This window comes from Haloarcula sp. 1CSR25-25 (assembly GCF_032027985.1).
GTDB lineage: Archaea > Halobacteriota > Halobacteria > Halobacteriales > Haloarculaceae > Haloarcula.
This window is the reverse complement of record NZ_JAHYBW010000007.1, coordinates 53,114-74,294: the sequence shown is the minus strand read 5'-3', so window position 1 is coordinate 74,294 and position 21,181 is coordinate 53,114. Positions and strand designations below refer to the sequence as shown.

The 21,181-nt window shown below is 55.2% G+C and carries 22 protein-coding genes; 2 read left to right on the top strand and 20 right to left on the bottom strand.

The window, feature by feature from the left end; translation table 11 throughout:
• Positions 1 to 36: 36 nt before the first annotated feature.
• The 5 genes from KZ498_RS18240 to KZ498_RS18220 all read right to left on the bottom strand — a co-directional run bounded on the left by KZ498_RS18240 (position 37) and on the right by KZ498_RS18220 (position 7,360).
• Positions 37 to 2,157, bottom strand: coding sequence for a hypothetical protein (locus KZ498_RS18240; protein WP_312620666.1), 2,121 nt, complete (start codon positions 2,155 to 2,157; stop codon positions 37 to 39).
• A gap of 276 nt (positions 2,158 to 2,433) precedes the next feature.
• Positions 2,434 to 4,224 carry an archaea-specific SMC-related protein gene (locus tag KZ498_RS18235; protein ID WP_254841479.1) on the bottom strand — a complete coding sequence of 597 codons (1,791 nt, stop codon included), beginning with the start codon at positions 4,222 to 4,224 and terminating at the stop codon, positions 2,434 to 2,436.
• 2 nt (positions 4,225 to 4,226) lie between these two features.
• Positions 4,227 to 5,057 (bottom strand): rod-determining factor RdfA, encoded by an 831-nt coding sequence (gene rdfA, locus KZ498_RS18230; protein WP_254841478.1) that lies wholly within the window; start codon positions 5,055 to 5,057, stop codon positions 4,227 to 4,229.
• A gap of 184 nt (positions 5,058 to 5,241) precedes the next feature.
• The gene (locus tag KZ498_RS18225; protein WP_254841477.1) at positions 5,242 to 5,643 is read right to left on the bottom strand and encodes a hypothetical protein; all 402 of its coding nucleotides are present in this window, start codon (positions 5,641 to 5,643) and stop codon (positions 5,242 to 5,244) included.
• 331 nt (positions 5,644 to 5,974) lie between these two features.
• Entirely contained in the window at positions 5,975 to 7,360 is a 1,386-nt protein-coding gene (locus KZ498_RS18220) for a cytochrome P450 (RefSeq protein WP_254841476.1), read from the bottom strand.
• Between the two features lie 162 nt (positions 7,361 to 7,522).
• Here KZ498_RS18220 and KZ498_RS18215 point away from each other — a divergent pair, with 162 nt between their 5' ends.
• Positions 7,523 to 8,605, top strand: a complete 1,083-nt coding sequence (locus KZ498_RS18215) for a transcriptional regulator FilR1 domain-containing protein (RefSeq protein WP_254841475.1) — start codon at positions 7,523 to 7,525, stop codon at positions 8,603 to 8,605.
• A gap of 20 nt (positions 8,606 to 8,625) precedes the next feature.
• Here the strand turns inward: KZ498_RS18215 and KZ498_RS18210 are convergent, their stop codons facing one another.
• The 7 genes from KZ498_RS18210 to KZ498_RS18185 all read right to left on the bottom strand — a co-directional run bounded on the left by KZ498_RS18210 (position 8,626) and on the right by KZ498_RS18185 (position 14,430).
• Complete coding sequence (locus KZ498_RS18210; RefSeq protein ID WP_312620664.1) at positions 8,626 to 9,606, bottom strand: hypothetical protein; 981 nt, start codon at positions 9,604 to 9,606, stop codon at positions 8,626 to 8,628.
• A 111-nt stretch (positions 9,607 to 9,717) separates the two neighbouring features.
• Positions 9,718 to 9,936, bottom strand: coding sequence for a hypothetical protein (locus KZ498_RS18205; RefSeq protein ID WP_254841473.1), 219 nt, complete (start codon positions 9,934 to 9,936; stop codon positions 9,718 to 9,720).
• A 28-nt stretch (positions 9,937 to 9,964) separates the two neighbouring features.
• Positions 9,965 to 10,240 carry a hypothetical protein gene (locus KZ498_RS18200; protein ID WP_311173283.1) on the bottom strand — a complete coding sequence of 92 codons (276 nt, stop codon included), beginning with the start codon at positions 10,238 to 10,240 and terminating at the stop codon, positions 9,965 to 9,967.
• Positions 10,241 to 10,378: 138 nt separating this feature from the next.
• Positions 10,379 to 11,437 (bottom strand): DUF6610 family protein, encoded by a 1,059-nt coding sequence (locus KZ498_RS18195; RefSeq protein ID WP_312620659.1) that lies wholly within the window; start codon positions 11,435 to 11,437, stop codon positions 10,379 to 10,381.
• Between the two features lie 262 nt (positions 11,438 to 11,699).
• Positions 11,700 to 11,945 carry a HalOD1 output domain-containing protein gene (locus tag KZ498_RS24720; protein ID WP_396276144.1) on the bottom strand — a complete coding sequence of 82 codons (246 nt, stop codon included), beginning with the start codon at positions 11,943 to 11,945 and terminating at the stop codon, positions 11,700 to 11,702.
• 713 nt (positions 11,946 to 12,658) lie between these two features.
• Entirely contained in the window at positions 12,659 to 12,940 is a 282-nt protein-coding gene (locus tag KZ498_RS18190; RefSeq protein WP_311173285.1) for a hypothetical protein, read from the bottom strand.
• Between the two features lie 23 nt (positions 12,941 to 12,963).
• The gene (locus KZ498_RS18185; protein ID WP_312620656.1) at positions 12,964 to 14,430 is read right to left on the bottom strand and encodes a hypothetical protein; all 1,467 of its coding nucleotides are present in this window, start codon (positions 14,428 to 14,430) and stop codon (positions 12,964 to 12,966) included.
• A 252-nt stretch (positions 14,431 to 14,682) separates the two neighbouring features.
• Here KZ498_RS18185 and KZ498_RS18180 point away from each other — a divergent pair, with 252 nt between their 5' ends.
• Positions 14,683 to 14,850: a DUF1931 domain-containing protein gene (locus tag KZ498_RS18180; RefSeq protein WP_311173287.1), complete on the top strand. Its 168-nt coding sequence runs from the start codon at positions 14,683 to 14,685 to the stop codon at positions 14,848 to 14,850.
• A 73-nt stretch (positions 14,851 to 14,923) separates the two neighbouring features.
• Here KZ498_RS18180 and KZ498_RS18175 read toward each other — a convergent pair whose 3' ends face one another.
• From KZ498_RS18175 to KZ498_RS18140, 8 genes are all read right to left on the bottom strand, one after another.
• Entirely contained in the window at positions 14,924 to 15,301 is a 378-nt protein-coding gene (locus KZ498_RS18175) for a hypothetical protein (protein WP_049987742.1), read from the bottom strand.
• A gap of 159 nt (positions 15,302 to 15,460) precedes the next feature.
• Positions 15,461 to 15,928, bottom strand: a complete 468-nt coding sequence (locus KZ498_RS18170; protein ID WP_312620651.1) for a hypothetical protein — start codon at positions 15,926 to 15,928, stop codon at positions 15,461 to 15,463.
• A 79-nt stretch (positions 15,929 to 16,007) separates the two neighbouring features.
• The gene (locus KZ498_RS18165) at positions 16,008 to 16,229 is read right to left on the bottom strand and encodes a hypothetical protein (RefSeq protein WP_312620650.1); all 222 of its coding nucleotides are present in this window, start codon (positions 16,227 to 16,229) and stop codon (positions 16,008 to 16,010) included.
• 19 nt (positions 16,230 to 16,248) lie between these two features.
• A complete protein-coding gene (locus KZ498_RS18160; protein ID WP_312620649.1) occupies positions 16,249 to 16,740 on the bottom strand; it encodes a hypothetical protein in 492 nt (163 codons plus the stop codon).
• Positions 16,741 to 16,750: 10 nt separating this feature from the next.
• Positions 16,751 to 16,960: a hypothetical protein gene (locus KZ498_RS18155; protein WP_312620648.1), complete on the bottom strand. Its 210-nt coding sequence runs from the start codon at positions 16,958 to 16,960 to the stop codon at positions 16,751 to 16,753.
• Between the two features lie 141 nt (positions 16,961 to 17,101).
• Complete coding sequence (locus tag KZ498_RS18150; RefSeq protein WP_164471887.1) at positions 17,102 to 17,638, bottom strand: metal-dependent hydrolase; 537 nt, start codon at positions 17,636 to 17,638, stop codon at positions 17,102 to 17,104.
• Positions 17,639 to 17,708: 70 nt separating this feature from the next.
• Entirely contained in the window at positions 17,709 to 18,716 is a 1,008-nt protein-coding gene (locus tag KZ498_RS18145) for a hypothetical protein (RefSeq protein ID WP_254841551.1), read from the bottom strand.
• A gap of 654 nt (positions 18,717 to 19,370) precedes the next feature.
• Positions 19,371 to 20,258 (bottom strand): N-6 DNA methylase, encoded by an 888-nt coding sequence (locus KZ498_RS18140; RefSeq protein ID WP_312620646.1) that lies wholly within the window; start codon positions 20,256 to 20,258, stop codon positions 19,371 to 19,373.
• Between the last annotated feature and the right edge of the window lie 923 nt (positions 20,259 to 21,181).

The window sequence follows — 21,181 nt, the reverse complement described above, 5'->3', positions numbered from 1 at the left end:
GTATCGTCAGTCTTGAGAAAATGTTGCGAGGGGTGGCTACTTGATGGTATACCAGCCGACTCCGACGAGCAAGCCTACGCTCACAGCCAGCGAGAGGAGAGCGGCCTGTAATGGCCGTAAAAAGAACGTCCAGAGATCGGCAATCAGGCTCCCGTTTCCGGGAGAGATCGCGGTTGTGTGGCTGGACGAGTAGTAGATGTCGTGATTCTCTGTGTATGGGTCACCGGGGAAACGCGCGGTGATCGTCGCACTATCGAACGTAGCGTATGCGACACCGTTGTCGTTTGTAGTGACTGAGGATTCGGTCGCCCCGGTCAAGATCAGTTTCCGATCCGGGAGTGGAGTTCCGTCTGGGCCAGTGAGACGGAGACGGAGTTCCGGCGGCTCGTTCTCTTCCCCCTCTTCCGGCGGAATCGTTGTGTAGGTAAGCGACGAATCCTCCATCGAAGTGACCTCTGTTGTCGAGACGGGTATTTCATCCCCGAAGATCGACGTTACGGAGGTGATCTGACCGGGGGCGTCCCTGATGACAATTCTCGAGGTCTGGTTGGCAGTCGCTGTAGTGAGGTTCACATTTTCCGCCAGGGTCGCCCGCTTCGAGACGCCAGGAACAGTGCGCTGGCGGAGATCCGTCACCCGTCCGTGACGATACACATCCGTTTCTCCGACGGCCTCAACACTGGGGGACGGTTGTCGAGCAGTGAGCCGGAGGGCAAGTGTTGGTGGGAACTCCGTACGTTGTGGGTCTGTGTCCCAGTTTGACGTTGTTTCACCCCAGCGGTACTGACGGACACCATAGACCTGCCAGACGTTCGTTAGGCGGTGGGAACTGGCATTCGAGTCTCCTTCTACGTTGAAGGCGGCCCAACTCCAGAGTGCCCGCTCAGAGAGATACTCCGGCCCCTCGATAGAGAGGACGATGGAGCGGCGGTCGTGTGGTTCCTCAATTACGCGCTGGGAAATCGAGACGCTGTCTGGTGGGACAACGTGGACTGGCCGATCGTCGCTAACGGTGAGCTCATCATAGGTGGCATTAACCTCCGTATGGGTGTACGTCCACGTATCGTTGTGCGGATGGTAGAAATAGTGATCAGTGGTGACTTCCGCGGTGACGTTGATCGTCGCCTGGAGCTCTAGATGTTGCCTCTCGCCATCCGACGGGGGAGCGTTTGCGTAGTCGATATGCCGGGCCTCTCGTGGCGATGTTTCTGGTGTCGTGTGTTTCGACCACGTCTGATCGCCGATGCTGAGGTTACGCTCAACCCGTTGTGAGGCGAGATCGTATGTGGTATTAGTGCGATAGCCGCCGACTATGGCCGTCACAGAGCGATTTACGGTTAGCGGGCCACGACCGGTGGCGCTGACGGTACGTGTGATGGTATGACCGTCGAGCGTCTCGAACTCAACTGTCTTGGTGACAGTCTGTACGTCGTCCGACGAGTTGTTCTCCGGCGCAGGGATGTTGAGGGTGACGTCCTTTGTTTCGCGGACATAGCGGGTTGTCGTATTTGGTTCTGGGAGGGCGACGCGGTAGTCAACGTACTCAAGGACACGCCCGTCGGGCCCCATTAGATAAGTGCCGTTTGTTTCCGCTCCCGGGGCGTTCACTTCGGCAGCGCTGGTCGCACCCATATACGCGATGAAGCCGTCTTTGATGAATAGGCTATCCTCCCGGTCCGGTGCGCTCGCCGGCCATCGACTGGTTGAGTTTGTTCGTTCGACTCTCGCTAGCTGGTCAAGGCGATACTCCTGCAGTGTCCGGGGTGACCCATCAATACGGACGCGCGTCTCTGGATTGGTCGTAAGCGTGTAGGTATCGACTGCGCGGGAGAGATTTTCAGTCGACGCATTGGCCTCCACAACATACTGGAGGAGGATGCCACCACGACCGCCACCCGGGATGCCGAGAGCCTCCGTATCGCGGTCACTCGCAACAAATACGCGAGCATTCCCGTCAACCGGCGGTTGCGCGGTGGAGTTGGATCCGTTGGCCGCGACTACCGCAATCGTAGAGAAGCAGACACTCGAAAGGAGAAGGAAGGCGACGAAGAGGCTAGAAAACTGCCGAGGTGTAGCCCTAGTGATAGTCACCGAAGGCTCGTCGGATGGGCGAGGGTTGTCTTGATCCCCCGCGGGGGTATCAAACCGGGAGGTCATACATCACCACTCCGGGACTGGATAGTAACCCGGATGATGGTTGCTTCGAGTGCTACTGGCCGCATAGGGGGCGAACTTACCTGCGAATATGTGGTCCGGCGACAAAGTGTTTTCCGCGATTGGGAAACAGTAGAGCAGCTACTCGTGGGCGTGATGAGTGAACGCCAGGGCGGTCGGACAGAGTCGTATATGGGAGCCAGAAGTCGCGTCTTCGCAAAAAGTCGTTGAGAGATTAACCCCCCGCGGGGGTATAAAATCAATAGTGAGCAGCGAGAGCTATCCTACGACTTCCTCAACATCGTCTCCGTAGGAGATGGTCTCCCAGTTGGTTGGAGTGACTTCGTGACCCTCGAAGGCGTCGTACTCGGGGAAGGCGGAGAGGACGAGGACATCGACGCGTTCGGAGAGGTAATCGACGAGATGGTGGATGTTGGTATCGTCGAGACCGGTATGCCCGTCGAGTAGCATAACGGGAACCCGGTCAGCGACATCGAATGCTTCGTGGCCGGCAAGGGCAGCGATGATGCCGAGGAGTTCCCGCTCGCCTTCACTGAGAGCGTCAAGTCTAGCTTCGCGGCCTCCACGTGCGACGATGAGGTCGAAGTTGTTGGTGAGGCGTGCTGTCTCGAACCCAACGTCGAATCTCGTGAGAATGTCGGAGAGCGCCGAATCGAATGCGTCCCGAGTATTTCGCTTCACACGCTCTTTGCGTGTTCGGAGGTCCTCGACCTCAGAGCGGAGAGATTCGAGTTCCTCTTCGAGGACATCACGCTGCGAGGCTTCCGACTTGACTGTCTCAAGTTCGCCACGAGCGTCTTCAAGCTCGGCTTCCATGTATTTGATCTCACTCTGGAGGTCAGTCGCGTGGTCTTGCGTCTCACTGACCAGACCTTCGAGTTCGTCAATCTGTGCTTCGAGGGAAGCTTTTCGTTCTCTGGCCGATTCAAGATTCGTCTGTGCGTCATCAAGCTGGGATTCAAGCTCTCCGATGCGGTCGCGAAGGTCGCGTTCTTTCCGCTCCGCGTCCCGTACGGTCCGTTGTTTTTCTTGAAGCTCGTTTACCTTCTTGCGGAGAGTCGACTCTTGGTCGCGAAGTGAGTTAAGACGGTCAGAGATACTGTCTAACTGTGCCTCGACCTCTTCACTAGAGGTGTCGTTCCCACAAATCCAGCACGCAAGCTGGTCAGAGAGCATATCGTGAGAGACGTCTGTGAGAAGCGAGAGACGGTCTTCTTCGAGAACGCGCTGATTTACCTCATAGATCGACTGGAGGAGTTCTTTATCGCGTTCGATTTCGTGGAGATCAGATTGGAGATCCTCGAGGTCGTCTTCGAGCTCCTCGTGTGTTGGGACATCCAACATCTCAAGTTCCTCTTTCTTTGCTTCAAGTTCATCCCCGACGCGATCTGCGGTTGATTCGTACCGGTTGATGTCTGTCTTGGTCTTCTCGAGCTGGGCGCGGAGGTTACTCAGCTCGTCTCGAGCGTCACTATCTGAAGAAGCTTCGTTGTCGAGCTCGTTCCACTCTTCTTGGAGGTCTTCGAGTTGGGATTCGAGCGTTGTGACCTTCTCTTGGAGGCGCGGGAGGCGGTTAGCAGCGTTTTGGGCTCGCTCGAGTTCGGCCTCGACCTGTTTCTGTTCGGCTTTGAGGTCGGCAATCTGCTCGTCGACGTTCTCGAAATCGAGGGGACGTGTGAGGAGGTCCTCAAGGTTTTCACCCATACGGACGGCTTGCCGGACCTCATTGGTCTCATCGAGGAACGCAAAGAGGGCAGCACAGACACGATCGACATCATCGGTGAGGTATGGATTGCCGGATTGTGTAATCGTGCCGTTGGTACGGGCAAGATCGACAGCGTAGGTGGTGTCGTCGATTTCGAGCTCAACGTGACCGTGATCTTGGCCTTCAGTGAGGCTTGTTTCAGTCCCGAAGGCTGTTTCAATTGCGGTGAGGAAGCTCGATTTTCCTTGCCAGTTGCTCGCTCGGACGGCGTTCACACCGGATTCGATCGTAGCCTCCCCTCGATGGATGCCTGCGATATTTTCGATTTCTAGATTCCAGGTCATGGTTACGCGGTGTTGAGCATACTATCTATTAGCATAGGCGATTGGGACGAGAACGAAGTGGCTCCGAGCGCCAGTAGAGAGAGCAGGAGAGAGGTTTGTGATGAGGGCACAGAATTCATCGTTGTATCTGATTGGTGGTGTGAATCGTTTTCGTCAGATTCGGTATTCTCCGACGGATCTGGAGTTGAGTTGTTGGGTGGGTCTGTATTAGTTGGATCCGTCATATGGTCGTTACAGACGTATCCTCGCTTGATTGCATCTTCGATGGGGACCCGTGTGTCGCATTTGGGGCATTGTAGTCTGATTTCGACGTCGACGGTGGCTTGGTCTGCAAAAGGAACAACGCCGTCTTTGGCAAGTTCTGGAAGGATGTTTTCTGTTTTTGAGGCAGCCATTCGTTTCGCCGACGCGATGGCTTTCTCTCGAGTCGTAGTAGTGGAATTGGCTGTGGACTGAGTGTCTTTTTCGACTTCGAGACAGTTTTTGAGGTGATTTCGGATTGTACCGTGAGAGACGAGAGTTTTCTTGAGTTCGTCGATGTCCATCCCGTCGCCTTCGAGGTCGGCCGCGAGCTCGGCGCGTTGGATGTTATCTTCGTTTACAATAACATCGTATTCTCGGTCCAGATGGATGCTAACAGTTGATCTCCCGTAGTTTTCATATATCGACTTGAGAACACGTTTGTTGAACCAGTCTGTGAGTTTTTTATATCCTTCTGAAGTGCGGCCGTCAGTTCCAGTCCACCGTTTCGCGAGGTAGTCATCTACAGAGTCATAGTCAGATCCGGGGGCTGTTAACCCATACTCTGCGATGAGATCGTCGACTTTGCACATCTCCGGGGAGGAATTCTATGTCCACATCAATAAAAGCGAAGTGTTCTTCAGACCGCCCGACATTCAGTTAGACTGGTGCTAAATATCCGTTTCTCGTCCAAGGAGTGCCTAATTGAGCGGTGAGTACTTTGGAGATGTGTTCTCAATATCTGTGCTTCGTAACGCTGAGCGAGTTGCTGCCGGCCTATTCAGTTAGTGTGTGATAGGGGATGTGGAGGAGGTGTGTCCGGCATTCTTTGCAGACGATCGAGAGCTGTGGTCCTGTGTTATCTGTAAAGTGATTGAAGTCGAACTCGCCGTCAGAGGAAGTGTAGGTGGCTTCTCTAAGTTCCATAATAGCGAGTTCGGTGTTTTCACAGATAGGGCAAGGGTCACCTCGGGACCAGTTTGGATATTTGGTACTCTGTCGGGCGCAGATCTCATCTTCGGGCATTTGTTCGATGAGGTCGACCACTGTGTCGAGGTCGAGGTGACGATTGATATTGTGAGAATCAGTGGTCGGAGCCGTCGACTGGCTGGATGAAACATCGATTCCTCCGTCGGTGGATATCTTTCCGTTTTTCAGTGTGATGACGATGGTCGTCATGGGGGCATTCTACTATTGCAGGGAGCGGTTGGCAGGGCGGTACTTCCGGAGTGGTGTGTTTTGAACTAGTGGTGTGCTGACATTATCTAATTCGGATGGAACGGGCAGGCGGATATCGATCCGTAATGACTGCTTTAGAGATGGGAAGAGTAGGAAATCGACGATTGAATTCCGGTTCATGAGATACGCTTTTGAATATTACCGGATTGTGTGTTATACTCACCCGTGTTTACACCGTCAAAATGTATGAACATACACAGGTACAGAAGACGGAGCTTTAATCGATGATTACGAAGGGAATGTGTATCGGATCAGGTGTAAGATTGTACCCTCAACGGTGTCGAATTCGCAATGGGATGCCTTCTTTTGATTGAGTTGTAACCCGTGGTTCGAGTTCAATTGCTTCGTCGTTCTCCCAATCAAATTGGAATTTCTGCCCGATCGTTGCTAGGACTACTTTTGCTTCTAAGAGAGCGAACTCCCGACCGATGCAAGTTCGACGTCCACCACCAAAGGGGGCGTACGCAAAGTCGTGGAGTTCTTCCTCAAACTCATCAGTCCATCGTTCCGGGCGTAACGCCATAGGTTCATCATAGAACCGTCCATCTCGATGGATATGGATTATCGATAGGTGGATTTCGTGGTCCTCGGGAATCCGATATCCACCGACTTCGACATCAGTGAGCGTCCGGCGCGGAATCGTATGAACTGGTGGGTAGAGCCGTAGCGCCTCAGTAATTATTCGGTCTGTGAACTCCAACTCTTGGAGGTCGTCGTAAGTGGGCGAGTCTCCATCGAGAACTGTGACCAGTTCCGTATGAAGTTGCTCTTGGAGGTCTGGGTTCGTCGCCAGCGCGTACCAAGTAAATGCGAGAGCTGCGGCGGTCGTCTCGTGCCCCGCAAAAACCATAGTGATCAATTGATCTTCGATCTCTTCGATTGTAAGATCTGATCCATCCGCCCTATTACGCGCCTTTTGGAGCTGTGTGAGCAGGTCTGGAGTATTTGAGTGAGCACCCTGCTTAGAGTTCGATTGGCCCTCGGACCCACCTGTCTCGTCTTCTGAGATTCTTGTTCGGTCGCTTCCTTCTTCGAGTAATCTTCGAACCTCCTGACGAAGGCGCTTCGTGGATTGATTGAATCGATGCCGTGCTGGTGTCGGGAGCCACGGTGGCAGAATCCATGATGATGGTGTGAACCATTCGTTGAGTCCGTCAGCGGCATCACGAAGTTCTTGATCCTCGCCAGGGACCAACGAACGACCGAACAGCGTGGAAAAGAGAACCTCCAGAGTGAGGTTCTTCATCTCAGGCTCCATATCTAGTGTTTCACCCTCAATCCACGTTTCGAGACGTCGTTCGGTACACGCAACCATCTGCTCTGTGTAGTCTCTTATGTGGTCTCGGTAGAAGAGCGGTTGCAACATATCACGCTGTTGTCGCCACTTCTGGCCCTCGACCGAAAGGAGACCGTTCCCGAACGCGCGTTGATAGTCCTCGGTTTTCCCGAAGACTTCGACATCGGACACAAGGACACGGTCAAGATGGTCTGGGTGAGTGAAAACAAAAACATCGTCGACTGCCGGGAGAGCCATCCGGTAGATGTCTCCGCACTCCGACGTCGCCCTCTCTACAAACGTGAATGGATCGCGAGCGAACTGGACAGCGTTTTTTAGGACCGGATAACCCGACGGTGCCGGTGGTAGTTGGGAGCTCACGATAGTCGCTCTTTGTATCAGTATATGTAAAAAGTACCGCTGAGAGATGGGTTTCGGGTGGGTTTTGAAAAGGAAGGGTATTCCAATAAGCTCGAATCAATATCAGATTTGTGCGATATATTCATAGCATTGGGTGTGCACTTTAGTAACGGGTGAAAACAAGTGACGCAGTCCGAGCGTGCGACCACAAATCCACTCACGGACGAACGGATTGTCGTCCGTGAATTCATTAGTGATCTTGCTGGGTCCACCTCTTTAGATATACTGCGTTCACTCGACGAGGGCGCAAAGACGGCCTCGACTATCGCACAATCGGGAGAGATCACCCGACAGACGGTATCGAAACATCTCGTGCAACTCACCGATTTGGGGTTGACGAAAACAGCTGATACTGGTGGATATGAGCTGACGGCAGGTGGGAAAATCACGCTGGAAGCGTTTGAATCGTGTCCAAATGGTCTCGATCGCGAGCCACTCACCCAGCTAACTCGGTCAGAACATACCATCCCGCTGTTACAAACGCTTGCAGAGCAACCCAGCCGCCCGAGCGAATTGGTGGACATAACCAACGGGTCTCCGTCTCGCGCAACTGTTCGGAGAGCGTTACGGATGTTTGAGACGGAAGGATGGAGTGTAGAGAGCGACGGTGTTCACAGGCTCACGCCCGCTGGGCAACAAACAGTAGAACGGTATGAGGAACTGGCCGAGACAATCGAGCAGGTGTTGGATAAAGCACCTTGGTTCCAACGGCTCAATCCAATTAGAACGGATATTCCAGTTCGAGCCCTCGCTGACGCAAAGCTGTATGTCTCCTCACCCCACTCTCCGGGAATCGTCCTGGCGACAGCTCTCAAACTCTGCGATCCACGGCTTGACCACTTCCGCGTGTTGACATCGATTTTCAACCCGACGCTCTTTAGCGCGTACAATAAACTGCTCAAACTTGGTCTGAAAGGGGAGGCAATCGTCGACGCCTCGCTCTACCAGCGACTCCATGAAGAAGAGATGGAGTACTTTCTGGACGACTCAAACTACGACAACTTTCAGATATTCTGTCTCGACGAACCACTGACGCTCGGCATTGGTATCTACGATAGGGAGCAGATCGCGGTTGGGGCGTACAATAAAATTGGGGAGGGAGAACATATCGCGATGATCCTCAGTTCAAATGAAGCGGTAGTCCAATGGGGTGAAGAGCTCTATAATCACTATCGGAAACGGGCTCGAGACCCTGCGGAAATGTAGACGTATTGAGTGAGTTAGGGCTATTCGTCTATAATAGATTTCTTGACGCCAATCAGCTCTTCGTATAATTGGATTCCGTCTTGGATGAGTCCTTCGTCTTCTGCGTCAGTGCTATAGGTGCTGTCGAAAGATTCGATGTCGTGGGCGTAGTCGTTTCTTGCGTCTCGGATTTTATTGATGGTGTTGTAGTCCTCATCTTCGATGAGTCCGAAGCTTCTGCACCCGTTGAGACATCGGTCGAATCCCCAGTCGTCGTCATAGAAATTTGAGGCAGCAGGGTTGTCTTGAGCCTCCTCAAAGTAATCCTCTAGCGAGTCTTTGACATAGTTCTCGAAGTAGACAGACAGCAGGATTACGAGTATATTGTTTCGGTCGTGATTGTAGGCCCAGAGGACGTCGTTGAAGTGGTAGAATATCTCGGGATCGGATCGTCGGACCTTTTCTTCTAAATTGAAAGTTTCAAGCAGTTCTTGATCGGAATATCTGGCTATATGAGCCTTGATCGGTTCGACTATGCTGTGCTGTATTGTGGAATAATTCGCTGAGTTTAATTTGGAATAGACGATGTTGTTGTCTTTTTCGAAGGTGGGAGAAGAGCTACCGAAACGTGCGTATCGTACTCTTATCGGTAAGAGAGCGTCAAATTTCGAAAGAGATTCGAGAGCGATCTGATTTACCGCTGCACTCGATGTGAGTGGTTGTTCTTCGGTGAATTCGACGACTGCGATCGGTATCTCAACGGAGTCGGTTCCTTCGAGGAACCATCTTTCGAGATCGTCAATCTGATCTAACCCAGTCGGTTCCCAGCTTACTTCGCGGTATACTATGGCGTCGAATGGATGCTTGGTGAATTTCTCACCGGAGTCAAAGAGGAACGGGTTGAAGTAGGATAATCGGAGTTCTGGAGAGACTTGGAGCTTGGTACCACCAATATCCGTCAATTCGTCTTCCAGAATTCTCACGGCCTGAGTAGAGAACTCGCTGAATGGTTCAGCCGACATTTGTAGTTGTATACCCTTGATGTCCGATTGTGTAGTAGTTCTTTGGGACGGAGTTGATGGAACTCTTTTTTGTGTTCTGAGTGACCACTTGAAGCAGTGGTGTGTTCGGGACTACTCCGACTGTTCGTCGGCGAGTTCGCGAGCTCGTCTCGCGAGGAGGCGTTGTATCCAAGTTCGGTTTTCGTGCTGGTTCTCGTAAGCGAGGTACTGCTGGACTGTTTCTCGGGAGTGCATACAGTGCAGGCCCGCCTTGATGAGGCATGCGTTGGACGTGTCAAGAAATCGGTCCGGTGGGAGTTCCTCGAGGATCTTGTCGTCTGAGTCAGTCACGATGTCTTCACCTCCGTTGGATGACGCCTTACTCATAGGCAGGGGGTGAGGTGTGGATCGCCGGCGGGTCAGACCACGACTCTACTTCCTCCTGGACGGCTGTGAGGACGGCTTGCGCTTGCCTCGAATGTGAATCTTCGTTCGTCGGCAGGTCAATGAGCACCCGGAGTTCGAGGACATCCTCGAGTTCGATTCCCGGGACGGTGTAATAAAGCGTGTAGAGAACCTTGTCGCGGATGGTTTCAGGCGAGTCACCGGCTTGTGCGATCGTGTCCGGGTCGACGGTAGAGGCAGCTGTTGACATATGAAACACTTCACCTGCTTGGCGGTGGCGAGAAACCCGCGTGTCTGGGTGAATTCCCGTTCAGAGGTGATAGCGGTCTCCGTAGTTACCCCACGAGGAACGTTGTGGATGCCTCGTTGTGGGGTAACTTGAGAGAGACTAATCACCGTTGACGGGCGTGAGTCCCTCCTGGTACTCGATACGCTGCCGTTCCGACTCGTTGCGGTACGCAAGCGTCCATCCGTTCTCGTACTCGACAACGATCGCATCCTCGAGTGGATCGTAGTCGGGATTCTCCGGTTCGTAGACCGGTGCATCATCAGGAGCGAGGGGACTCGGGTCTTCGTAGATGTTTCGCCCGTTCGCTGCCCAGACGGGGTCCTGAGGCTCCTGAACCGCTTCTCCGTAGACGTCACAGGGGGTCGTCTCCGGCCAGAGGTCGTGTTCCTGCCAGAAGGCACGCATCTCACGGAGACTCTGACGGACAGTCTCGCGAATCCCGAGATGGTCAGCGGATTGCCAGCCATCGCGACTCCAGTACTCTCCGAGGTAGGCGACCTTCGCCGGCCCGTTCCAGTCCATCCCGACGATGTTCGCCGGCGGCGCACCTGTGAGCGTTGGCTGCGTGAGGTCCTGGAGCGCCTCGTACTGGACGGAAGGACTCCCACCGAGGAGGTGAATATGGCGGCCACGCCAGTCCGCAGTGTCACTGTAGTCGTCTGCGTGGAGGGACGAGTAGCCGAGCGGATACCCGAGGACCTGGTCGTCGTCGATGATCTCGATTGCCTCGTGGCACTTCGGGACGATAATGTACGTTGTCGACGGGTACTCTTCGCGGAGGTTGCGAGCGAGTTGGGTGTACTCGCGAGCGTCCTGCGGCGTGTCAGCGTCACCGATGACGGCTACATCGGGCTCGTACTCGCGGAACCGGTCAACGTATCGGTCGGGATCGGGGTCGTGGAACTCGTTGTCGAGCATAACCACCGGGAGGTCGACGTTCCGGTAGGAATCAATCTGAAGGCGATAGTCCTCTCGGATGCCCGTGGTGAAGCCAAGTTTGTAGGCGTCTGTCGCGAACGGCGCTCTGAAGAGGAAGCCGATATATTCAGGGCGGCGAGCCGCGTCGAGGGTGTCCGGTTCGGGTGTCGCATGCGGTGGTGCGAACGGACGCTGTAACTCGGCCGGTGCCGAGGCTGTCTGAAGGGAACTGGAAGCCATACGCGGGACGTGTGAACAGCTGGTTGCGAGGAGTCTTGACGGACGATACGGATACCGTGCTGTGCAGCGGGTCAGGCCAGCTGCCGCGAAGAAAGACTTGCGAAGAGCGTAAGGAAGCGAGAGTGAGAGTCGGCCACTTTCCGTGTTCGGATGGACTGTTCAGCGTCTCTGTGGCGTCGATTGGCTAGTAGTTGTAGGCGTTCAGGTTTCTTTATTCAGCCGTGATCCCGGAATTGAGATTAGAGCTCGTTAAATTGCCTTCTTAACGCTTGATGACGATTGTCCGATCGCTGTGAACTGTAACTGGATGTCCACAGTACCGAAACGAAAAGGATTGCGTGTGTTCTTCAGACTCTTGTGGCGGCGAGTCAACGAGTTCCTCTAGTTCCTCTATATCAATTACGTCTTGAAGAGTTCCAAGTTGGGTCGGTCGGCATTCCTCTACCTCTGCAATGACCCGCTTGACTGCAGTTTCGACCGATTCCGTATGTTGTACCTCGCGCTCCATACCCTAGAGAAATCACGAAACCCCAAAACACCCATACAATTTCATGCAAATCATTCAATAGAATGAAAAGCGAGCTTAACAGCTATTGTTGGGATCTATTGCACTGATTACGCTGCGTGCGTAGACACCGTCTGTTTCCGGGGCGGCTACGATCGCCTGACGGGCGGTGTTCGCGGCCTCGACGTCGTCAGTGAAATCGAGGCGGAAAGTCGATATCGACGAGACAGCGACAGTGAACCGCCTCGGGGTCAAGCCCCGAGGCACTCGGCCTGCTCCACCTGTAGAACTCATTCTGAGTCGTCATAGTCGAAATTGTTGGAGAGGGCGAGCCAAAGAGCGTATGCGGCATGGCGGTAGAGGACGGTCTCGCAGTCGGGACAGCAATACTCGACTGTACCCAGTCGATCGATGGCGGCGCTAAACGCGCTCGACCCCTCGTGATGTATCGCACATTCCTCGTTCAGATGCAACTCGTGGAGATGAGTCGTCCCACAGTTAGGGCAGGGCTGTCCTGGCTCCCAGTCATCGCGTTCGATAGCTTTGACGGAGTATGGTTCGTCGCTGGGATGAGGACCTGTGAACGTGTAGGGAGTCTCGCTGCGGGCGTCGGTCGACGTAGTGGAACCTGTCTCAGTCATATGGATCACACAGCCCGTTCGACGGGCTTTCAGGCTCGAAGAGTGAGAAAAACACACCGAGCGAGGAGGGTGCTGTTAGAACGGTGGTTCGACGTCGATCGCTGCGACGTACTCGTTGATATTCTCCTGTGCTAACGGGGCCTGAGGAGTGGGTTCGTCGTCAGTTGTTGGTATCGCACGAAGCGCCGAAGTGAAGGTGCAGTGTGGACAGTCGAACCAGTAGGTCGCGTCCTCGTTCGGGGCGGGGTCAGTGAAGATGATGATGAGCGGATCAGCTCCGCATTCGGGACAGGCGTGGGCCGAGGCGCGCTGATGATGCTGGCGGCGATCCGTCGTGGAGTGAGCACGAGAGGACATAGTGCGGGGAAGGGGAGCAGTAGTTAGTTCGGCTGGGAAGCGAACTGTTCGAGCGTTTCCTGTTCAGTTGGTGCTGTCGAGGTAGTCGTAGAGCCGTTCTCTTGGTTATTCGAGCGGGTGACTGGCGTTCTGGAAGTGACGCCGGGGTCGCATTCGTGTCGGTCGTGATGCTCTTCGAGGTAGGCAAGGCGCTCGGGATGTGACTGGTGAAGGATAGAACCGTCGTCGGTGACGCAGTAATTCTCGGGTCGTGCGCCGCAGGTAGGACAGTCGACGTACCAGGAGGGATGGAGATACCAGCCCTCACCACACCGAATACACGAGTGCTGTGCCTCGGCATCTGAGTCGGTCACGTGGATATCCTGGGGTGAGCGGTCGGTCGCGTGGACATCGAGTCCCGTGGTCTGTTTCGTATCGATACTGATGAGACAGTCTTGCTCAGCGTCGGGATGCTCGATGATGGCGACGTGGGAGCGACGATAGTCGAGGCGCTTCGGCATACAGGTCGCGGTGTGGCCAACTTGAATGATGTCACCGCCTGCGGCGATGAGTGGATGGAGTTCCTGTTTGAGTGCTGTATCCCGGCCAGTAGTGCGGCCAGCGTAATCGGTGGTCTGCTGGAACGCCTCACTCGGGAGGTCCACGAGGACGGTGTTGAAGATGCCGGCAGCGAATTCGGCTGCGAGTTCGCGCTCGTCGAAGTGGTACGCGGCGTCGACGGATTCGTCAACGCTCATCTGCACCAGGTGGCCGTCGTGGGGGAGAGACCGTTCACGCGTCGAGACGTTGAGGACACGTCCGGAGAGGTGGGTGGCAAGGTAGTCGGCGACGCCGGCTTGAGGCATAATCTCAGGGCTGAGGCGGATGTACTCGAGGGTGAGGGGCGTGTTCCCGTTTCCGCTGGTCGCGGCGCCACCTGATGCGGTGGCTCCTGCGTTCGGAACTGCGGCGTCGGTCACGTGTACTGGGCGTCGTGCCGACGTGATCTCGTTTGTGGGTTTCTGAGCGACGACACCGAGCCAGTCGTGCTGGCGGCCAAGGGTATTCCAGACGGCGACTTCTTCGAGCGTGTACTCCTCTTCAGGCGGCATAAGCGACGTCGTATAACCGAGCCGGATGACGCGACCACGGGGTTTCAGGAGGGCGTCGACGACGCGAGCGAGTTCGGTGACCGTGGGTAGTGTGTCCTCCTCGCGGTCGTAGGTGGTCGTGCTCTGTCGTTTCGAGAATGGCGGGTCGAGGACGATCGTGTCGAACGATTCAGCCTGGAGGATGTGAGGAAGGTCGCGGACGTCAACGTGATAATCGGCATCGATCTCGGGATTGATGTCGTTCCGGACGATCCGCCCATTATGGGTGAGCTGGGTCCGTCCAGCACACGCGTTGAGGACGCGACCGTCGAGGTGCGATTCGACCCAGTCACGAAGCTTCTGTGCGTTGAACGTCCAGCGGTCGGGCTGGATCGTCCAGTAGGAGAGCGAGGTGGGCATACTGGTGAGTGGAGGATGGTTCGCGAAGCGGGCGCTATAGGGGGGTTGAGTGCTACTGATGGGTTACGCCGGGGGCTTGGCCGGTTCGGCCGAGATTGTATCTGACGTATCTGATGTTAGTGAGGTATATGAGTTATTCAACGGAGTTGATTGAGTTTCAAGCATACGGAGTCCTCGAAACCGCTCGGACGAGAGAAACCAGGAGATAGAGGCGTTAATAATTAAGCCGGAGTCTGATAATCGGGAAATCGTATGGCAGACCTGATTGTCCAATCGAAGGTTCGAGAGCATCTCGATGGAATGAACGTCTCGGCAGACATCTTCGACACGCTTGACGAGGAAGTCGCTGACCTCCTTGACGATGCTGCGCGTCGTGCAGACGCGAACGACAGGAAGACCGTTCAAACTCGAGATCTCTAAGCCCATTTCGTCATCCTATTTCGTTTGATTCACTGTTGTTATCTGCACTTTCTGTAGCCGCCGTTCTGAGACACTACACAGTAACGATGGTGTCGCAGTTCACGCATCGAAAGAGAATGGTTTCGCAGTCGGGATCATCGTAGTCGACATCGTGATCGGGGAGGACGGTCGGATCGGAGACGAGCTCGTTTCCCGTGAGGTTCTCGCCGCAGTCACAGGTGAGCGGCCAGTCGAGGGATGAGAGGAGGTCGCTATCTGGAAGAATCCCATACGATGCTTCGTCGACGTACTCGTTTTGGATAGGGTTGAGGAGGTCCTGCGAAACGGCGCTATGTTGGCCGTCGAATCCGCCGTGCCAGAAGACATCGATGGCACGATACTCGATGGTGAGCTGGGTCTTGCATCTCGCACATCTGACGTGGACGTAGTGGGTGTCGAAATTGTTCGGCACCCCTTCTTCGGTAGATTCGAACTTGGAGTTCTGACAGACTGGACACGCTGGCTGTATACTGATGTATGTCGGCTCAGCGGCTGGGTCTGCGTCCTCGTCAGTATCTTGATTCTCGGACGTTGTATCTGGTGGTTCCATAATGATGAGCTGGGTGTGGGATTACGCAGACGATTCAGACGGTGCGTCGGAAGTTTCCGTAGCCGACTCCTCGGACGGGTTCTCAGGAGCGTGGTCGAACGAATTGTAGGTAAGAGTCCCATCAGGCCAAGCGACCCACTGGCCGGCAAGCAGCGGGAAACGGCACTTCCCGAATCCGACGGTCTCCACGACGAGTTGCTCCTCAAGATGGGGAGCGAGACGTTCAAGGAACTCCTCGGTGCAGTATTCTGTTCGATCGACGACACTCCCGTCTTCGTCGAAAATTGGCTTTGTGACCTCGAAGGCGACGTACCCGTAGAGTTCGAGGTACGGGTCGGCGTCCTCCTGGTCGGGTTCGACGACGCCGATGGTCAGGGAGTGGAAACTCCCGTAGAAGTCGTAATCGTCGATGATTGCTTCGATAGTCTCGACCGCATCGGGGTCGACGGTCGGATGATTCGATGCGGTGGTTGCTTGCAGGGTTGCCATAAGCGGTTCAGGCCCGTGGCCGCAAACAAAGACGCTAGGAGCCGAGGGACTGCTGAAGTGATCGAGGGGACCAATAGGGTTAGGCGGTGTCGGTTGATGAGGGTGTGAAATCTTGAAAAGTGTCCCATTCGCCGGGGTACTCGATGCCGGCGTCCTGGTGGATTGTGGTCTGGACGGCGCCGGATGACTCAACCTCAACGAGGACGTCGTCGCGACCGAATCGAGTCGCGAGGAAATCGTGGATCTTTTCGGCCGGGGCGATGACTGTCTCGGGAGCGTCGTGTGCGGTTTCGATCGTCATTACTGAATTACGGCTTATACTACTCGTGTGAGCGATGCTGTTCGAGTCGGTCCTTGACCGCGATGATGTTGTCCCGAAGGTACTGGGCTTCTTGGGGGTCGATCTGTCCGTTGTTGACCAGGCTGTTGAGGGTATTGTGGAGGGCTTGGATGTGCGCGTTGATCTGCATCTGTTCTTCAAAGGTATCGGCTTCTGGATCGTAGAGAGCAGCGAAGTCGTAGCACATCCGGTAGGCCTTCCCGCAGACTTTGCAGACGACGGGAAGTGAGACAGTTTCAGACTGCGGATCGATGTCTGCCTCAATGTCGGGGGAGGGGTCGCGAATCAGCCAGCCACCCTCGAGGCATTCGTGGGTTTCCCAGCAATCCCAGTGTGTCTCGCCCTCGAGGTGGGTGTCGTCATCTTCATAGAGGTTCTTCGTTTCGCGTTCGTCAGCGATCCCACCACAGATGGCGCAGGTTACACTGTGAGCGTCGATCCATCGGTCGTCGGTCAGGTCGGATTCAGACATATGTGTGCTGTCAGTCGGGGAAGTCGATCGCGTCGGGATCCGTCGCGAGGTGGCAAGCTGCCTTGTTGAGTTCGTTGGTGTAGACGGCGATCCCAAGGAGTACCTCGGTGGCTTCTTCGTAGGCGGAACGCGTCCCGGTCGGATTCGACGTATCTGGAAGTCGCTGGTCGAGAGCCTTGCGGAAGCGTTGCTCTGCGCGGTGTCGGGAAAGACTACCCATACGTGAATTCCTCCATCAACAGAGGGGAGATAGAAATTCGCTCGATGATCTATCCGAGTTACCCCACGTTGGGGCGGTTCTCCCCTTCTCGTGGGGTAACTATTAGAGACAGACTGCTCGATAAGCGCGTTAGAGCCACGGTTACGCGCCAATCGTCGCGAGGACCTGCGGGATATAGATGGCCGCTCCTGTGGCACCGAGTCCAGCGACGAAGAGGGCGTTGTTTGCCGTGCTGTTCGCTGACGTCGTAAGCTTCCACGTGTACTCCGTGTCGTCCACGGGGGCGAACGGTTTGATCCCCATCGGCGTGATTACGTCACCAAGGAGGTGCGTCGTGAGCCCCAGCGCGACGAGAAAGCCGACGCCCAGCGCAGGAAGAACGAGAGATGGAGCGCTTGCTGTTGACAGCGTCCCGTTTACTGTATGTGTTCCCTGAAGCGCCGCGGCCCACGTCACGGCCGTAGCGATCGTGGACGCGACGATAATGAACCAGACGGTGTGCGTGATGCCCCGGTGCGAGACGAAGGGGATACGTTGGTCGATATCAGGGATCGGTGCCACGCCGGCGACGATGAGAATTCCTACGAGGGCTTCTCCAGATGCGTGACTAACGGTAAGGAAAAACGCTAGCGGTGAGAAGACGAGAAGAGCGAGTCCGTAATGACCACGTCGATGCATCTCTGGAGCCGTAGCTCCATCTTCTTCGTCCGACAAAAAGACTATTCCGGGGGGTGATAATGTCTCATCCTCACTGTGGAAGCGCGATGGCTTCAAGAACCTCCTCGACTGGCTGTTTGAGGATAGGCTCGATGAGCAGCGGGGAAAGTGAGGAGGCAACAACGGTGGTCGCTCGCTCGGTCTGAGTCGCACAGGCGGGCGGGATCGAATCAGGTATGGGGACAGGCACGCGGTCGTGGTGAGCTGATGGCTCATTCTCCTTGGCCCCCTTAAGGTAGACGCGATCCTGCGTCGCGGTGAGACGCAAGTAGTCGTAATCTGTCTCGTTTGGTGCCAGCCGCTCGTAAGTAGCCGTTCTGAGGCCGTATTTGGTGAGCGTCCATTCCTGTTCGTCGGTGTCGGGGAGGTGCGTTCGGATTGTGGAGGGCTCTGTATGGAGTTGGGCAACGACCGTCGCGACTGCGGTCTTGATGTCTTCAAAGCGTGCGTTCGTCCCTCCGGAGACGCCGTAGTCGCCGTCGTTGTTCTGGACGCTGTGGCCGCGTATCCCGGAGAGTCGCGCCTTATCGCTGGTGTCTGCCTTCCGAACCTGTGAGGGGTTCCCGTAGCCGGTCACGAGTTCGGTCATATAGTGCCACATCCCGTCGCGGTTCGCTCCGGAGTCGTTCAAGTAGACGCGGTGACGGACGATCGACCCGCCTTCTCCCCATCGTTCGTCGAAGACGCGTCCCGAGGCTCGGTAGGTGACGGTTGTGTCGTCGTGATAGTCGAGTTCCCACTGGCCGACACGAGTCGGGGTGACCTCGAGGCCGTCGGGAAGATCGGACGTACTGAAGACGTCACGGTCGGGGGTGAGTGCCATGACCTGGTCGACATCCAAGAGCGCCGAGGGGGATGTCTCCTCGAAGGACGCGCGGACCACCTCGTAGAAGTCGTCCAGCGGCGTTTCCACCGTGGATTGGGTCGTATCAGACTTGTCAGTCGTCGACGCGGCTGCGGGAGTACTTGCTGAGCGATCGGGTGTCGATTCCTCGGTCGTCGTGAACGCATCAAGCTGGGATTGGGAATTCGATGGCATCGTGTGAACTCCGTGATGTTACGAGCGAGCAGCGGGATCGGGCTGGTCGTCGACGCGAGTGAGCGTGTAGTCGTCGTTCCTATCGAGGTAGCAGTGTTGTTCACATATTCGTCGATGGGTCGCAAGCTGGTTGATATCGAGTGCGCTGATAGAGTGTGTGGACGTCTCGAGCGGAGCCAACAATCGTCTTCTCAAGGACACGTCGCCCGTCACGGATGATAGGAGAGAATTGTTCGCTGGCGATCCGGAGGATGGCGTCCAATCTCGTGCAATTTTCGAAGTGGGTAGCAGGAAGGTCGAGGACGAACACTTGACAGGTGACCAGCTGATCGTCTACGAAGTTCCCTTGGACGTGATCGCGGGGATCCGTAGTTGGTTTTCGGATGTGAGTCGGGCCGAAACAGTACGCTCGGTAGACCTGCGCTTCGGTGGTTTCTTCGCTGGCCTTGAGATGAGGGTTTCGCTCGAGGAACCACGCACGGGTGGTCATCGGTGCGGGCCCGATTGCAGCTACGACGCCAGACTCGGTTTGTGCGAGACCTCGTGGAGGCGGCGTATGGTCCTCAAGGGCCTGGAAAAGTTCTCGAAGGGCTTGACGCCGGTTCGCCTCGGATTGGAGAACAACGGACATTGTGGAGTGTGGAATACAGATAGTTATTCGCTGAAGGCGTCAAGCGTGACGTTCTCGATGGTATCGGGATCATCGATCGTGACGGCGTCCTCAACGTTTCCTTCGGAGAGGTCGCTATCGTTGTTGGTGTCGTCCTGAGCGGAGCCATTGGCCTCCTCAAAGCTCGTTATGATGGGTGCGTTGTCAGGGTCGAGTTCAGTGATAGCCCCGTTGACGGTTGAGTCGGTAAGGATTCGCGTGGGATGGTTTACTCGCCAAACGTGCCACGTCTCGTAGGTGAGGGAGTTTCCGTGGACGACATACGCGGGGATGGCGTGGAGTGCAAAGTTGATGACGGCCATATGAGCGCACGTCTTGTCGATGTCGCGTCCAACGACGACAGTGGGCGTGTTAGGAGAGATGTGACGGAGCTGCTGGACAGCGTGGAACGGGAGTCGACCACTCCCGCACGCCGGATCGCTGATCGTGATAGGGTCCTTCTGAGTGGCGTCACGAATGCCCTCGGGGGCGCTGAAGAGCATCTGGGCCTTCGCGATGGCGACATTCTGAGGTGTGAAGTGCTGGCCGAAGGCATCTCTGTTAGCTCCGTAGTGTTCGTAAATCCCGCCGAGGAGTTCCGCCGAGTGCGGATATCCCGGAACGGTCGTTTTTTCCATTGTATTGACGAGGGCTCCGAGTGCAGTCTCATAGGTCTCGAGAACATCTCTGATGAGATCGTCATCATCGTGGAGACGATCTGTGAGATCGTGAACGAGGTCAAGGTAGTCGTCGTCGTTCCGACTAAGAGCGGTGACGGTGAAATTGAGCCAGTTCGTGAAGACGTCGTATGTACGAAAGCCCGTTTTCTTGTGGACTTCATCGAGATTCTCGGTGATTGGTTCGTATGTACTCGGGTCGGTGATGGAAGCCATCGACGAATCGCCTCAGTTCAACGTAGGGAGAGAAAAATCCAGAGGGGGGACACCCCACCAGTTCCGTCGTAAGGCGAGGCGGAAAACACCCCACTGGTTCCGGCGTTATCGCAATGAGGACACCCCTGGACTTCCGTCGTAAACGAGGGACAAATCGTATGAAGTCTCCAGATCTCGGGTGGGGACACCCCACCAGTTCCGACGTTAGCGTGCGAATTTACTCTCTTTAGATGAGAGTAAGAGCAGGATGAGTGGAACGAAAAAAACGGAAGAAAAGCCTCATAACTCTCGTCAAGAATGAATACTTCAGGATACCACGGGCAGAACAGGTCTATAAACGAAGGTTAGAGGCGAGAATTGGTCTCGGGGAAATCCTACCACTACTTGATGACGGACCCACACCCCTTCGGTTCCGTCGTTAGATAGACAAGGGCAACGCAGCTCAAGATCACGATGACCAGACACACCCCACCAGTTCCGACGTTAGCGGCCGCGAAAAGCGGTAACAAGACTGAGAATAGCAAGAGTCGCCTGGATTCTGTCCCACGATAAGAATATGTAAAAGTTGAGTTATTTCACCCATAGGTTTATTACAATACAGCTTGAACAACTCCGCGGGACGAAATACTAGAAATAAAGAAGCGGAGCGACTGGAACGTTCGAGACGAAGCTCGGTAACGGGTTGGAACGTCCAGAAACACCGTAGAGACGCGTTCTATCCTCTAAACCGTGATTGTACCTATCCTTCCCGTGGGGGGTACACGTTCATCGGTAACGACGGAACCGAAGGGGTGTGTGTGTGTGTGTTGGGTTCTGTGATTGTTCGAAGATCGAGGTAGTCCTTCCAGTAGACTTTCCGTCGTGGTAGATTTACGTCGGAAGTCGAGGTGGGAATACTTTTAAGTAATCGGGTTTCGTCGGTG

Bases quoted from the DNA above. Each gene is read 5' to 3' on its own strand.
- KZ498_RS18150 (WP_164471887.1), bottom strand. From the start codon at position 17,638: ATGCATCGACGTGGTCATTACGGACTCGCTCTTCTCGTCTTCTCACCG.
- KZ498_RS18210 (WP_312620664.1), bottom strand. From the start codon at position 9,606: ATGTCGGCTGAACCATTCAGCGAGTTCTCTACTCAGGCCGTGAGAATT.
- KZ498_RS18145 (WP_254841551.1), bottom strand. From the start codon at position 18,716: ATGCCATCGAATTCCCAATCCCAGCTTGATGCGTTCACGACGACCGAG.
- KZ498_RS18190 (WP_311173285.1), bottom strand. From the start codon at position 12,940: ATGTCCTCTCGTGCTCACTCCACGACGGATCGCCGCCAGCATCATCAG.
- KZ498_RS18235 (WP_254841479.1), bottom strand. From the start codon at position 4,224: ATGACCTGGAATCTAGAAATCGAAAATATCGCAGGCATCCATCGAGGG.
- KZ498_RS18160 (WP_312620649.1), bottom strand. From the start codon at position 16,740: ATGTCTGAATCCGACCTGACCGACGACCGATGGATCGACGCTCACAGT.
- KZ498_RS24720 (WP_396276144.1), bottom strand. From the start codon at position 11,945: ATGGAGCGCGAGGTACAACATACGGAATCGGTCGAAACTGCAGTCAAG.
- rdfA (WP_254841478.1), bottom strand. From the start codon at position 5,057: ATGTGCAAAGTCGACGATCTCATCGCAGAGTATGGGTTAACAGCCCCC.
- KZ498_RS18240 (WP_312620666.1), bottom strand. From the start codon at position 2,157: ATGACCTCCCGGTTTGATACCCCCGCGGGGGATCAAGACAACCCTCGC.
- KZ498_RS18185 (WP_312620656.1), bottom strand. From the start codon at position 14,430: ATGCCCACCTCGCTCTCCTACTGGACGATCCAGCCCGACCGCTGGACG.
- KZ498_RS18140 (WP_312620646.1), bottom strand. From the start codon at position 20,258: ATGGCTTCCATCACCGACCCGAGTACATACGAACCAATCACCGAGAAT.
- KZ498_RS18200 (WP_311173283.1), bottom strand. From the start codon at position 10,240: ATGTCAACAGCTGCCTCTACCGTCGACCCGGACACGATCGCACAAGCC.
- KZ498_RS18170 (WP_312620651.1), bottom strand. From the start codon at position 15,928: ATGGCAACCCTGCAAGCAACCACCGCATCGAATCATCCGACCGTCGAC.
- KZ498_RS18195 (WP_312620659.1), bottom strand. From the start codon at position 11,437: ATGGCTTCCAGTTCCCTTCAGACAGCCTCGGCACCGGCCGAGTTACAG.
- KZ498_RS18155 (WP_312620648.1), bottom strand. From the start codon at position 16,960: ATGGGTAGTCTTTCCCGACACCGCGCAGAGCAACGCTTCCGCAAGGCT.
- KZ498_RS18225 (WP_254841477.1), bottom strand. From the start codon at position 5,643: ATGACGACCATCGTCATCACACTGAAAAACGGAAAGATATCCACCGAC.
- KZ498_RS18165 (WP_312620650.1), bottom strand. From the start codon at position 16,229: ATGACGATCGAAACCGCACACGACGCTCCCGAGACAGTCATCGCCCCG.
- KZ498_RS18180 (WP_311173287.1), top strand. From the start codon at position 14,683: ATGGCAGACCTGATTGTCCAATCGAAGGTTCGAGAGCATCTCGATGGA.